The organism is Hamadaea tsunoensis DSM 44101 (genome assembly GCF_000428945.1).
In the GTDB taxonomy this organism is placed as follows: Bacteria; Actinomycetota; Actinomycetes; order Mycobacteriales; family Micromonosporaceae; genus Hamadaea; species Hamadaea tsunoensis.
In genome coordinates this window covers 146468-159412 of sequence record NZ_KE386821.1, presented here as the reverse complement: position 1 = coordinate 159412, position 12945 = coordinate 146468, and the positions used below count along the sequence as shown (strand labels likewise).

The 12945-nt window shown below is 72.2% G+C and carries 13 protein-coding genes; 4 read left to right on the top strand and 9 right to left on the bottom strand.

Annotated features, from left to right (window positions below):
* The first annotated feature begins 79 nt into the window (after positions 1-79).
* Positions 80-868: a type I methionyl aminopeptidase gene (gene map / locus G401_RS0139820; RefSeq protein WP_027346874.1), complete on the top strand. Its 789-nt coding sequence runs from the start codon at positions 80-82 to the stop codon at positions 866-868.
* Between the two features lie 16 nt (positions 869-884).
* Here the strand turns inward: map and G401_RS53915 are convergent, their stop codons facing one another.
* From G401_RS53915 to ligA, 4 genes are all read right to left on the bottom strand, one after another.
* Positions 885-1433 (bottom strand): hypothetical protein, encoded by a 549-nt coding sequence (locus tag G401_RS53915; RefSeq protein ID WP_027346873.1) that lies wholly within the window; start codon positions 1431-1433, stop codon positions 885-887.
* Positions 1434-1727: 294 nt separating this feature from the next.
* Entirely contained in the window at positions 1728-2216 is a 489-nt protein-coding gene (locus G401_RS0139810; protein WP_027346872.1) for a GNAT family N-acetyltransferase, read from the bottom strand.
* Between the two features lie 83 nt (positions 2217-2299).
* Positions 2300-2743, bottom strand: a complete 444-nt coding sequence (locus G401_RS0139805; protein ID WP_027346871.1) for a VOC family protein — start codon at positions 2741-2743, stop codon at positions 2300-2302.
* A gap of 38 nt (positions 2744-2781) precedes the next feature.
* A complete protein-coding gene (gene ligA / locus G401_RS0139800) occupies positions 2782-4833 on the bottom strand; it encodes an NAD-dependent DNA ligase LigA (RefSeq protein WP_027346870.1) in 2052 nt (683 codons plus the stop codon).
* Positions 4834-4941: 108 nt separating this feature from the next.
* Here ligA and G401_RS0139795 point away from each other — a divergent pair, with 108 nt between their 5' ends.
* The 3 genes from G401_RS0139795 (at position 4942) to G401_RS0139785 (ending at position 8811) form a co-directional block, all read left to right on the top strand.
* Positions 4942-5751: an NAD(P)H-binding protein gene (locus G401_RS0139795; protein WP_027346869.1), complete on the top strand. Its 810-nt coding sequence runs from the start codon at positions 4942-4944 to the stop codon at positions 5749-5751.
* 97 nt (positions 5752-5848) lie between these two features.
* Positions 5849-6346: a hypothetical protein gene (locus G401_RS0139790; protein WP_027346868.1), complete on the top strand. Its 498-nt coding sequence runs from the start codon at positions 5849-5851 to the stop codon at positions 6344-6346.
* Between the two features lie 116 nt (positions 6347-6462).
* Positions 6463-8811: a hypothetical protein gene (locus G401_RS0139785; RefSeq protein WP_027346867.1), complete on the top strand. Its 2349-nt coding sequence runs from the start codon at positions 6463-6465 to the stop codon at positions 8809-8811.
* 4 nt (positions 8812-8815) lie between these two features.
* Here the strand turns inward: G401_RS0139785 and G401_RS0139780 are convergent, their stop codons facing one another.
* The 5 genes from G401_RS0139780 to G401_RS51610 are packed head-to-tail and all read right to left on the bottom strand — an operon-like array spanning position 8816 to position 12828.
* Positions 8816-9424, bottom strand: a complete 609-nt coding sequence (locus tag G401_RS0139780) for a hypothetical protein (protein WP_027346866.1) — start codon at positions 9422-9424, stop codon at positions 8816-8818.
* Positions 9421-10839 (bottom strand): ABC transporter permease, encoded by a 1419-nt coding sequence (locus G401_RS0139775; RefSeq protein WP_027346865.1) that lies wholly within the window; start codon positions 10837-10839, stop codon positions 9421-9423. The genes G401_RS0139780 and G401_RS0139775 overlap by 4 nt, the downstream gene beginning before the upstream one ends.
* Positions 10836-11582: an ATP-binding cassette domain-containing protein gene (locus G401_RS0139770; RefSeq protein ID WP_027346864.1), complete on the bottom strand. Its 747-nt coding sequence runs from the start codon at positions 11580-11582 to the stop codon at positions 10836-10838. The genes G401_RS0139775 and G401_RS0139770 overlap by 4 nt, the downstream gene beginning before the upstream one ends.
* The gene (locus G401_RS51615; protein WP_051367936.1) at positions 11579-12268 is read right to left on the bottom strand and encodes a hypothetical protein; all 690 of its coding nucleotides are present in this window, start codon (positions 12266-12268) and stop codon (positions 11579-11581) included. The genes G401_RS0139770 and G401_RS51615 overlap by 4 nt, the downstream gene beginning before the upstream one ends.
* Positions 12268-12828 (bottom strand): RNA polymerase sigma factor, encoded by a 561-nt coding sequence (locus G401_RS51610; protein WP_034594615.1) that lies wholly within the window; start codon positions 12826-12828, stop codon positions 12268-12270. The genes G401_RS51615 and G401_RS51610 overlap by 1 nt, the downstream gene beginning before the upstream one ends.
* Positions 12829-12945 lie beyond the last annotated feature (117 nt).

Here is a 12945-nt window from a genome sequence, read left to right as displayed (position 1 = left end):
CTAGAATTTGGTATTACTATACCGGCAAGTGTTACGGTGCCGGTATAGTAATACCATCACCCTGCGAGGCGAGGTTGTCGTGATCGAGCTGAAGACGCCGGCAGAGATCCAGCGCATGCACGTGACCGGACGATTCGTCGCGGAAGTGCTCTCCGAGATCGGCCGGCTCGCCGACGTGGGCGTCAACCTGCTGGACCTCGAACACCACGCGCGCGGCATGCTCAAGCGCCGCGGAGCGGAGTCGTGCTACTGGGACTACGCGCCGTCGTTCGGGCGCGGCCCCTTCCGCAACGTCATCTGCCTGTCGGTCAACGACGCCGTCCTGCACGGCCTCCCCCACGACTACACGCTGCGCGACGGCGACGTCCTCAGCGCCGACATCGCCGTCAGCATCAACGGCTGGGTCGCCGACTCGGCGCGTACCGTCGTGGTCGGGAAGGCCGACGAGGAAGACCTCCGCATCATCCGTGCCACCGAGGAAGCACTGGAGGCGGCGATCGCGATCGCCCGTCCGGGCAACCGCATCGGCGACCTGTCCGCGGCCATCGGCGCGGTGGCCCAGAGCCACGGCTACCCGGTCAACACCGAGTTCGGCGGCCACGGCCTCGGCCGCACGATGCACGAGGAGCCGCACGTCTCCAACAAAGGCCGGGCGGGGCGAGGGCTCACGCTGCGACCGGGACTGACGCTCGCGCTCGAACCGTGGCTGGCCCGGACCACCGACCAGATCAAGTACGACCCCGACGGCTGGACGATCCGGTCGGCCGACGGGTCACGCACGGCCCACTCCGAGCACACGATCGCCATCACCGAAGGTGAAGCCCTGGTCTTGACCCGGCGAGAGCCGGAGACCAGCACCGAAGGGTGAGCCGCGCACGGGGGCGTCACTGCAGGACGATACAAGCGCGACAGCTGAGCAGTTCCTCCGCGAGTTCATCGACGCGCACCGCCGACACCGCCCGAAGCGCTTGGGCCACCCGATCGGCGACGCCATCGGGGACCGCCGAATCACCGACGGCGGGCAGGGCCAGCAGCAGCTGGTCGGCCTCGGTAGGCAGAAGTTCCCAGGGCAGCCCCGGACCTGGCCGATATCCGCCGATCTCCGCGGCCTGCCGGTCCACCGCATCAGTAGCCGTGGCGTCGAGCTGCCAGTCGATGCCGGCATCGTCGGGGTAGTTGCGGAGGATCAGGTACAACAGCCCACCGCCCACGGAGACCGAGAACACGGGCCACTGGTCGGTGCGCTCGAAGCGCTCCACGTATGCGGACAGGTCCGCCAGGTCCGCGTCGAACGCTGCGGGCGCCAACCGCGCCATGCCGACCTGCGCGAGGAACGCGGGCCAGAACAACTCGTCCTCAAGCCATGCCATCGCGTCAATCAGGACCGTGCTCGGCGGCGGCGCGAAGTCTTCGAGATACCCGGGAACGTCCACGCCACAGCGTAGAACCCTGAGCGGTCACGCACCGTCGTCCTTCCGCTTGCCATGCGGGAGTACGCGTCGCGGCGCCGACAGGATGCGAGGACCTCTCGCTCCGGTCGCCTCGGGCTCGGCGCCTGAGCACGGTCGATAGGCCTTGATCATGTAACGCATATACGTTGCAGGAGAACCGGTTTCGACATATACGGGTTACATGATCAAGGCACGTCGAGCAGGACTTACGTCCGAGCCGCGAACGATCACGCCGCCGGGCATCGGTTGGCTGGTCGGCAGACCGACCAGCCGCCGCTACTCGCCAACCTGTTCGTCGAGGCGCAGGATCGTTTCCTCGATCTCCGCCTTGCGCGCGTTCGCGTACCCGCGGTCGGTGCCGGTGATCCGGAATCCGGCCCGTTGCAGCACTCTGAGCGATCTCGTGTTGTCGCTCGCGGCGCGGGCGAACAGCGGCCGAACCTTGACCGTCTCCAGCAGCAGCGCCAGCGCCTGGCCGGCGATGCCCTGCCCCCAGAACGACCGGTCCACCCAGTACGTGACCTCGGTGTCGCCGTCCATCACGTAGCTGCCGACGGTGCCGGCGAACCGTCCGTCGACGGTGATCACGTGCTGGGTCGCGTCCGGCAGCGACCGGATCTTCGCCATGTGCAGGTCGAACGCGGCGCGGTCGTCGGGGTTCTCGACGACGAAGGCCGCCATCCAGGCCGACTCGGGATCCCTACCCTGCTCGAAGATCGCGTCGAGGTCGGCCTCCTCGATCGGCCGCAATGCCACCTCGGTCATCGAACTCTCCTGTTCCAGGTCATGCGGCTTCCAGGTCGTGGGGCTTCCAGGTCGTGGGGCTTCCAGGTCGTGGGGCTCCCGGCTCATGCGACGCAGAACTCGTTGCCTTCCGGGTCGGCCAGCGTGACCCCGTAGTGGTCGGACGTCTCGCCGTCGTGCTTGCGCAGCACCGTGGCGCCGAGTCCGACCAGCTCCGCCACCTTGGCGTCGACGCGTTCGCGGCGTTCCGGCAGGGGAACCGAGCGGCCGCCGCCCGCCATCACGTCGAGGTGCAGCCGGTTCTTGATCGTCTTCTTCTCGGGAACGACCTGGAACCAGATCGACGGCCCGTTGCCGGCCGGATCGAGGAGCCGGTCCGCGCAGTCGCCGTCACCGAGCTCCTCCGCCGGCACGCCCACGCTCACGTAGAAGTCGCGCCAGGTCGCATGCCCTTCCGGCGGATCCTGCGGGCGGTAGTCGAGCGCGGCCGCCCAGAAGGGAACGAGGCGGTCCGGGTCGGCACAGTCGATCGTCAGCTGAAACTTCATGCGTTAGACCTTGCCCGCGGGGTCCGACATTTTCGGCCTCAGTCCTCGGCCGCGGCCACCAGCTCCGCGAACTCCTCGGCCGTCATGACGCGTACGCCGAGCTCCACGGCCTTGTCCGCCTTCGAGCCGGCGCCTTCGCCGACGACCACGAGGTCGGTCTTCTTCGACACCGAACCCGACGACTTGCCGCCGAGCCGTTCGACCGCCTCGTTGCCCTCGGTACGCGACAGTCCCGGCACGGATCCGGTGACGACGACCGTCATCGGGCTGCCGTCGTCCTTCTGCAGCGGCAGGCGGTCGGCCGACGGCGTCACGGCGGTCCGCGGCTCGGTCATGTTCACCCCGGCCGCGGCGAGTTTGCGGATGAGCGGGGCGAGCTCGACCAGCTCGGCGGCGATCATCGCGGCCCGCTCGGGTCCGACGCCTTCGACGTGCTGCAGGATCGCGGCGTCGGCGGCCAGCAGGTCGTCCATCGTGCCGAAGTGGCGGGCCAGGCGGCGCGACATCGACCGGCCCGTCATGCGTACGCCGAGGCCGGTCAGGACGCGGTGCATCGGCTGCGCCTTCGAATTCTGGATCGCGGTGACGAGGTTGGTGGCCGACACCTGTCCCATCCGGTCGAGCGGGATCAGCGTGGCGACGTCGAGCGCGTACAGGTCGGCGGGGTCGGTGACCAGTTCGGCCGCGATGAGCGACTGCAGGATCTTGCCGCCGAGGCCCTCGATGTCCATCGCCGGGCGGGAGGTGAAGTACGTCAGGGACTCCATCGCCCCGCAGGCCCGTCCGTTCGTGCAGCGCCAGCGCTTCTGCGCGCGGTCGATCTCGCCGCCACAGCGCGGGCACGTCTCGGGCGGCGTGAACTCCGGCGCGTCGGCCGCGCGCTCGTCGAGCTTCGCCCCGGTGATCTCGGGGATGACGTCGCCGGCCCGGCGCACGAAGACGGTGTCGCCGACGCGGACGTCGCGGACGACGAGGTCGGCGAAGTTGTGCAGGGTCGCCGAGGTCACCGTCACGCCGCCGACCTGCACCGGCTCCAGCACCGCGACCGGCGTGATCACTCCGGTGCGGCCCACCTGCACCTCGATGCCGAGCAGCTTCGTCGTACGCGTGTCCGCCGGGAACTTGTACGCGATCCCCCAGCGGGGCGCCTTGCTCGACGCGCCGGCCGCGGACCGGTCGGCGGCGGAGTCGGCCTTGATCACCGCACCGTCGACGCCGAAGCCGAGCGACGCGCGGCCGGTGCCGATCCGGCCGACGGCCGCGTACACGGCGTCGACGGTGTCGCACAGGGCCAGGCCGGCCGACGACTGCGCCACCGTGGACACGCCGAGTTTGTGCAGGTAGTCCAGGCCGTCCGAGTGCGCCCAGTCGGGCAGGCCGTGCGCCGCGTACGCGAAGAAGGACAGCGGGACGTCGTAGACCCGTTGGGCGCGCAGCGAACCGGCGGCGGCGCTGCGCGGGTTGGCGAACGGCGGCTCGCCGTGCGCGACACGCCGCTCGGTGGCGACCTCGAAGTCGGCGTCGGTCATGAAGACCTCGCCGCGGACCTCGATGCTGACGGGCTCGGACAGCTTCTTCGGCAGGCCGGCGACGAGCCGGGTCTGGGCGGTCACGTCCTCGCCGGCGCGGCCGTCGCCGCGGGTCGCGACCCGGACGAGCTCGCCGTCGGCGTAGGTGGCCGCGATCGCGAGGCCGTCGATCTTCGGCTCGACGGTGTAGCGCTCGACCGGGTGGCCGAGGATGCGCTCCAGCCGGGTCGACCAGGTACGCAGGCCGTCCTCCGAGAAGATGTTGTCCAGGCTGAGCATCGGCTCGCTGTGCACGACGTCCCCGGCGACCGCCATGCCGGCCGCCACCACGGAGGTCGGCGAGTCGTCGGCCTTCCAGTCCGGCTCGGCCCGCTCGGTGGCCGACAGCCGCGCCATCAGCGCGTCGTAGTCGCCGTCGTCCAGCATCAGCTCGCCACCGGCGAAGTAGGCCTGGGCGGCCGCGCGGGCCTGCTCGATCGCCGCCGCGTACGCCGCGGGGGTCGGGAACGGCTCGGCCAGCTGGGCGTCCACCACGGGCTCGACGGGCTTCCTGTCGGTCATGATCGGAACCTACCCCGGCGCACCGACAAATCCCGGCAGGAAATTACCCTGAGATCCGACTCGGCATTAGGAACGGACCTTTCCTAAAGGCCGCATACGGTGGTGTGTATGAGAATCCTGATCACCGGATCGACCGGTACCATCGGCCGCCAGATCGTCGCCCAGCTCGTCGAGCAGGGGCACGCCGTCCGCGCCCTGACCCGCAATCCCGAGGCCTCGGTGCCCGGCGCCGAGATGGTGGTCGGCGACCTCTCCCGCCCGGACACCCTGATCCCGGCCCTGGACGGCGTCGAGGCCGTGCACCTCATCAACTTCGACGGCGGTGGGCTGCAGGGGCTGGACACCGGCCCCGCCCTCGTCGAACTCGTCCGCGCGGCCGGCGTACGGCGGGTGACCGTGCTGCGCGGCGGCGACGAGACCAGCATCGAGAAGGCCGTGCAGGACAGCGACCTGGCGTGGACCTTCGTGCAGCCGGTCGAGTTCATGTCGAACACGTTCGCCTGGGTCGCCGCCGTCCGCGAGGGCACCATCCGCGAGCCGTTCCTCAGCCGGCGCAGCGCCATGGTCCACGAGGCGGACATCGCGGCGGTCGCCGTCGTCGCGCTCACGCAGGACGGGCACGGCGGCAAGACGTACACCGTCACCGGCCCGGAGGCGCTGACCGTGCCCGAGAAGGTGGCCATCCTCAGCCAGGCCGTCGGCCGGGACATCGCCCTCGTCGAGCTGACCGAGGCGCAGGCGCGCGAGAAGTGGGCCGCCGAGGGCCTGCCCGCGCACGTCATCGACTTCCTGGTCTGGGTGTACGGGAACACGCCGGAGATCGGGTACACGGTCGTCTCCACTGTGGAGGATCTGACGGGCCGCCCGGCGCGCAGCTTCGCCGACTGGTGCGCGGAGCACGCGCCGGCTTTCCAGTAGCCGCCGTTCTCGGCCGGGTTGGGCGGTTCAACGAGATTCGCGCCTTCTGATCACGCAGGGCAGCGGCGGTGGCACAGGGGTGCCAAGATGTCCGGCTGTGATCGCTGACGCTTCGCTCGACCCCGAACTACCCGACCCGGCCGGGGTTCTCCGTCCCACGCCGCTCTTCTGGATCTTCCAGGCCCTGCCGCTGTTCTTCCTCGCCCTCGGCACGATCAGCTTCGTCCGGGGCGACGTGAACCTTCTCTTCCTCGCCCTCTACCTCCTCGTCGTGGCGCTGACGGCGTTGCGCTCGGTGTACACCGTCGTGTCGCTGACCGTGACCCGGCACGCGGTGCACTGGCGCACGTTGTTCAGCCGGGGCTCGGTCTCCCTCGACGAGCTCGTCGACGCCCGCGCGAGCTACTTCCTGCAGTCGGTACGCCTGCGCTGCCGGGGCGACCGGACACTGTGGCTTCCGATGTCCCCGGGAACGCTGGCGCTGCTGGAGCACCTCGACTCCCTCCGGCCGGCGGGCCTCACGGTGCGCCGCCGGTTCTGGATCTCGCTGTCGAACCTGCCGCTGCACACCTACAAGCGGCTGCGCGCAGGGTGAACGGACGTCCACCGTCCTGTCACGACGGTGGCCGAACGGGGACGGCCGACAGCCGTTCGGCGTCCCCCTGACGGGCACCGCTTGATTGGATCTCGGTCCCTCGCCACTGTGGACATATGTCGCAGCGCCGATGGCTGTGGGCGGCGGCCGCCCTTTTCCTGGTCGGCACGGTCGTGTCCGCCATCGCCTCCGGCAGCTGGGGGTCGCCGGGCTGGGTCGTCACCGCGACCAGCGGATTGAGCAGCGCCATCTTCTCGCTCATCGCGGTCCTCCTCGATCGCGGATCCGCATCGCCCCCGCCGCCGAAGCCCCGGCCGCGGCGACGGCTGCCGTACGTGCGCGAGGTCACGGATCGCATCACTTTCAACATCCACGCGGCCATCCCGCTCGCCGCCCCCGCGGACCGCCTGACCGCCATGTATCCGAAGTACATTCCGCGCGACCTCGACGACCTGCTGCGAAAGTGGCTGCGCCACCGGGCCGACGGCTCCGGGATCGTGGTCCTGGTCGGCCCGACGGCCGCCGGCAAGAGCCGGACCCTGTTCGAGGCGCTGCGCCACGAGCTGCCCGGGTGGCGCCTGTACATCCCGGCCGACGGCGCGGACCTCGACGAACTGGTCCGCCACCGACCCAGGCTCGACCACACCGTGATCCTGCTCGACGAGTTGCAGACCTACTTCACCAACCGGCCGCTCACCGCCGACACCGTCAAGTTCCTGCTCGCCGGCCGGGCGGGACGCGTACTGCTGGCGGGCACCATCAGGCCGGTCGACCTCGAGGCCATCGTCGGACCGCAGACCGGCATCGGGCAGCAGATGAACAGCGACGCTTACCAGGTCATGCGGATGCTCGCCAGCCCGTCGGGCCGGCAGGCCGGTGCCGAGCCGGCGATCCGGCTCGACCTGCCGGGCCGTCTGAGCCCCGCCGAGCAGGCCAGGGCGGCCGAGATCGCCCGGGCCGATCCGCGGATCGCCCTCGCCAGCGAGCGCGCGAGCGACCACGCCGTCATACCGACGCTGGCCGGTGCCACGGAGCTGATCAGGCACTGGACCGGCGACGGCGCCGACACCGCCGGCCGGGCGGTCATCACCGCGGCCGTCCTCGCGCGCCGGTGCGGGCATCCCGACGTCCTCCCCGCAGAGGTACTCGCCGCGCTGGCGGTCGCCCTGCTGGCCGGCCGCGGCGCCGCCCCGCTCACCGCGGACTGGTTCAAGGCCGCGATCGCCTGGGCCGAGGAGCCCGTACGCGGTCAGATCGCCGCGGTACGCCAGGTGCGTACGCAGGCCGGGCGGATCGACGGCTACTACGTGTCCGACATCCTGGTCGGGCACTCGCTCGACGAGCGCGACCCCGAGGTCGCCGGCGCGCTGGCCGACGAGACGAGCTGGCGGCAGCTCGTCGACGTGGCCACGCCCGACGCGTGCGGCGACATCGGATCGGCGGCGTACCGCAGGGGTCTTTCCACGATCGCCGAGTCCGCCTGGGTCAAGGCCGCCGACCGGGGCAACCGGCTGGCGACCCGCCGGCTCGCGCTGCTGCTCTACGAGCTCGGCGAGCATCTGCGGGCCCGCCGGTGGCTGGATCGCGGCGTCGCGGCGCGTGACCCGGCGGCGATGACGCTGGCCGCGTCCCTCGAGGAGCACGAGGGCCGGCCGGCGGCCGCCGAGGCGCTGCTGCTGCAGGCCATCGACGAGGGTGACGTCTACGCCCTCGGCCAGATCGGCTTCTTCTTGCGGGTGCACGGCCGTGACGACGAGTCCGAGTCCTGGTACGCCCGCGCGGCCGAGGGCGGCGACGCCAACGCCATGACCAATCTCGGCTACGCCCACCTCAAGCGGGAGGATCTCGACGGCGCCGAACGCTGGAACCTGGCCGCCGCCCGGCTCGGCCACGCCGGCGCCATGCAGAACCTGGCGGTCGTCTGCCGGGAGCGCGGCGACGGCGACGGAATGCGTACATGGCTGCTGCGGGCGGCCGAGACCGGGTACGCGCTCGCGCTCGCGGACGACCGGCGCATCCGTCCCTGGCCCGGCGAATCCGGCGACGAGGGCATCTCCAACTCCATCCTGGACTACGCCCGGGTCCTCCTCGCCGACGGCGACCGCGACGAAGCGCTGAAATGGTTCCAGCGGGGTGGCGAGCTCGGCGACTCCCGCTGCGCGGCAGCAGCGGCCGATCTACTCGACAGTGACGGGCTGCGCGCCCGGGCGGCCGAGCTCGCGTACGAGAACCTGCGGTTGAACCGGGCGGACCTGCTCGGCGGCTACGGCCACGAGACCGGCGTCGAGCCGCATCTGGCCATCATGCGCGGGTACGCCGAACGCCTGCGTACGTCCGGTGACGAGGCCGGCGCGCTGCGGTGGGAGGGAAGGGCGACCCGCCTCGCCGACCCGGGTACGCCGGACGGGCACGCGCGGGAGGTCTGGCATCCCGGCTCGTGGCGATGGCGCAGCGAGCCGGTATGACCTGTCACTCGCGGGCTCCCCGCCACGTGTAGACGGCGAGTCCGATCGCGAACACCACCCCCGCGCACAGCGCCGCGCCCGGATCGTGGCCCGGCCGCCCGGGCCAGACCCACGGCGTGGTCAGTGCCGGGCCGTGCCATTGGGTGTAGAGCGCGTACACCCCGAGGATGAGATACGTGACCGGGCCGGTCCAGGCGAGGCCACCGCCGACCGCGGCCGCGCACAGCAGGCCGAGTCCGACGAAGCCGACGAGGTTGCGCACCAGCGCCGCGACGCCGCCGGACAACGGGACGCCGACCGTGGCGACGGCCAGGGCGCAGGCCGCGGCCGCGGTCAGCCCGACGACCATCGTCGAGCGCAGGAACGGAAGGCGACTGCCGGCCACCCGCTCGGGTTCGCCGAACGGGCTGGCGAGCGTACCGGCGATGGCGGCCGCGCACGCCGCTTCGACGATGAGCGGCAGTTGCAGCGCCCCGTAGGTGTTCCACGGCCGGTAGAGGGCCAGGTGCAGGGTGATCGCGGCGACCGCGACGGCGGCGAGGGCCGCGGGAACCCGCCGGCCGGCCAGGAAGAGGCTCAGCAGCCGGGAGCGGGCCGCCGCTTCGACGCTCACGGCAACTGCTCCAGGGTGATCCCGCCGGTACGCAGACCGGCGGCGTTGCGGACCAGCCACGCGTGCCGGTCGGCGGCGGGCAGCGTGGCGAAGCGTTGCGCCGCTTGGGCGACCGGGCTGCCGGGCGGCGCGTGCGGGTCGCCGGTCAGCGCGCCGATCACCGCCTCCTGCGCGTCGGTCACCTCGCGGCCGCCGCAGACGACCGCCATCACGATGTCGCGTGCGGTCATCGCCCGCACGGCGGCGGCCAGGTTCTCGGCGTTCAGCGGCGGACCGGGCAGCTGGTTGGGCAGCACCATCCGGAACTCCGGCGAATCGCCGCCGGGCTGCCGGCCGTCCAGCCGGGCGCCGATGCCGCCGCCGTCGTCCGAGGAGTAGCGCACCGCGCCCTGGCTGACCCGCACCGGCGCCCCCGGTACGCCGGCCAGCTGGTCGAGCACCGGCCGCAGCGCCGCGTCGACGGTCGCCAGCTCGTACGCGTACGCCGGATGCAGGCAGACCGGGACCGCCGCGGCGCTGCACACGGGTGTGAAGGGCACGGGCCGGTCGGCGGCCGCGTCGTGCACGGCCGGAATGGCGATCATGCCGTGCGGGTCGAGCCGGCCCGTGCCGGCCAGGGCGGCCGCTGTGGTGGCGGTGGCCAGGCCGGCGATCGTCAGAGCGGCGGCCGCGAGGCGTTGACGGCGGCTGCCGGCGGTCGCGGGCAGCCCGAGGGCGGCGACCAGGACCACCGCGATGCCGGCGAGGAAGGCGATCTGGACGCGCGGCAGGTCGGACAGGTACGGGTAGAACGTCGCCAGGTCCTGATCCGCCCCGCCGTTCCACGGCCCGGCCACGAGCGGGGAGATCTGCCACGGCGAGTGGTCGCCGTGGATCAGCTGCGCGCTGGTCTCCAGCGCGAAGAACGCGGCGACCGACACCAGCGGTGCCGTGAACCGGCCGGGCAGCAACCCGCCGGCGGCCAGCCCGAGTGCGGTGAACACGGGCAGGCAGGCCGCGCCGACCGCGACCGGCCACCACAACGGGCCGCCCCAGCTCGCCTGCCGGCCGATCGCCACGTACAGCGCACCGACGCACACCGCGTACGCGACGGCCGACCACGCGGTGGTGGCCGCCCAGAGGGCGACCTGGCGGTACCAGCGCGACCGGACCGTGCTCGCCAGCAGGTCGGTCAACCCGTGCCGGGCCTCGCGGCCGCCCATCCAGGCCGCCGCGCCGACCACGATCGGCAGGAAGACCGACACGGTCGCGGTCTGCATCGCCCGCGCCCTGATGCTCCACACTGGAGGGAAGAGGTCGCTGCGGCGGTAGACGATGAGCCAGAACAGGATCGCGACGACGGGCAGCAGCCACGGCAGCGCGCTGCGGCGTACCTCCAGGCGGAACAGGCGGGCGGTGCCGAAGGAGAAGCTCATGCCCGGGCCTCCGTCAGAACGGCGCTGTAACCGCGTTCCAGCGGGGCGTCACCGGCGGCGTCGGTGCCCTCGCCACGGCGGGTCAGCTCGTCCGGCGTGCCGGAGAAGACGATCCGGCCCTGGTCCATGAGGCCGACCTGGGTGCAGGCCGCGCCGACGTCCTCGACGAGATGCGTACTGACGATCACGGTCGCGGTCTGGCCGAGGTCGCGCAGCAGCGCCCGGAACGCGACCCGCTGCTCGGGATCCAGCCCGGCCGTCGGCTCGTCGAGCAGCAGCAGGTCCGGGTCGTTGACGATCGCCTGGGCGATGCCGACCCGCCGCAGCATGCCGCCGGACAGCGTACGCAGCCGCGCGGTCGCCTTGTCCCCCAGGCCGACCCGCTCGACGGCGGCCGCCACCGCGCGCGGCACCCGCGCCGCCGGGATCTCCTTGAGCAGCGCGAAGTACTCGACGAAGTCCACCACCGTGAACCGCGGGTAGTAGCCGGGATTCTGCGGCAGGTAGCCCAGCCGGCGCCGGATCGCCTTGCACTGCCGGTGATCGCCCGGATCGCCGTCGAGCAGCCGCAGCCGCCCCGACGACGGCGCGAGGACGGTCGCCAGCATCCGCAGCAGGGACGTCTTCCCGGCGCCGTTCGGCCCGAGCAGCCCGTAGACGCCCCGGTCGACCGTCAGCGTCACCCCGGCCACCGCCTGCGTCCGCCCGAGCCGCCGGGTCAGATCCGCGGCCTCGACGTTCATGAAACCCCCCTTTCGGTCCGGGTCGCGTACACGACGACCGCGGCACAGCAGACTGCGACGATCAGATAGGGAACCGAGAGCGCGGCGTCGCTGACCGCCGCGCCGAGCCGGCCGCCGGCCAGCCGCCGCGACGCGACGTCCACCAGCCACGCGGCCGTCCCGACGGCCAGGCCCGCCGTTGCCGAGCGGGCCAGCGTCGCCGCCGCCAGCGCCAGCGCGCACACCGCCGTCATGGGCAGCAGCCAGCCGAACGTCAGCACCGTGGCCGCGCCCGACGCGAGGGATGCCAGCAACCCCAGCACCGCGTTCACCGCGAACACCGCCAGGGCGCGTACCAGCAGGATCATCCGGTCGCTGACCGCCGTCGCCCGGATCAGCTCCCACGCCGGATCCGTGCCGGCCCCATAGGAGTACGCGATCCCCGCTGCCGCCGCCACGGGAGCGAGGAGCGCCGCGTACGGCGTACCGGTCTCCCGGGCGGCGAGACTGCCGACGGCCAGGATCAACGCCGTGGCGATGAGGCTGCCGGGCAGCAGCGACGGAGTGGTGGTCAACGCCCGGGCCAGGCCCGGTGACCGCAGCACGATCGCGGCAAGGCGTTCGATCCGGTGCGGCCGGCGGCGCCAGACTTGAGCGGCCACACCGACCCAGACGCGGTCGAGGTCGACATCATCGGGTACGCCCATCACCGGCCTCCATCCGCCGTCGCCCCGCCCAGCCCCAGCGCCGCGCGCAGCAGCCGGCGCGCATGATGGGCCCGGCTCTTCACCGTCCCCGCCGGAACACCGGTCAGCTCGGCCACTTCCGCCACCGTCCTGTCCTCGACATACATCAGCCGCCACGTCTCGCGTTGCGGGCTGCCCGCAGGGCCCAGGGCACCGAGCGCGTCGGCGAGCTCCGACCGGGCGGCAACCAGGTCCGCCGGATCCGCCGACAACTCCTCGCCCTCGGTCCAGGCCCCGCCATCGATGAGCGGCAGCAGTTCGACCCGCCCCCGCCGGCGCAGCCACAGCGCGGCCTGCCGCCGGCCGATCCCCCAGATCCAGCCGCCGACGGCCTCGCCCCGGCAGCCGGCAGCCCCCCGCCACACGGCGAGGAACGTCTCCTGCAGGACGTCCTCGACGTCGGCGGCCGGCAGCACCGCCCGCAGCCGGGCGGCCAGCCACGGCGCGTGCCGCAGGAACAGCTGCCGCAGCGCCGTATCGTCGCCCCGGGCCACCGCGGCGATCAACTCGTCGTCGTCCATCACCATCTCTGTTGCGCTCGGGGGCTCCCGGGTTCACCGCCGGAACGAAAATCCCTCAGAATCAAGATCTTTTGAAGATTCCGTCCCGGGCTCGTCGATCTCACCTCCGCTCCTCGC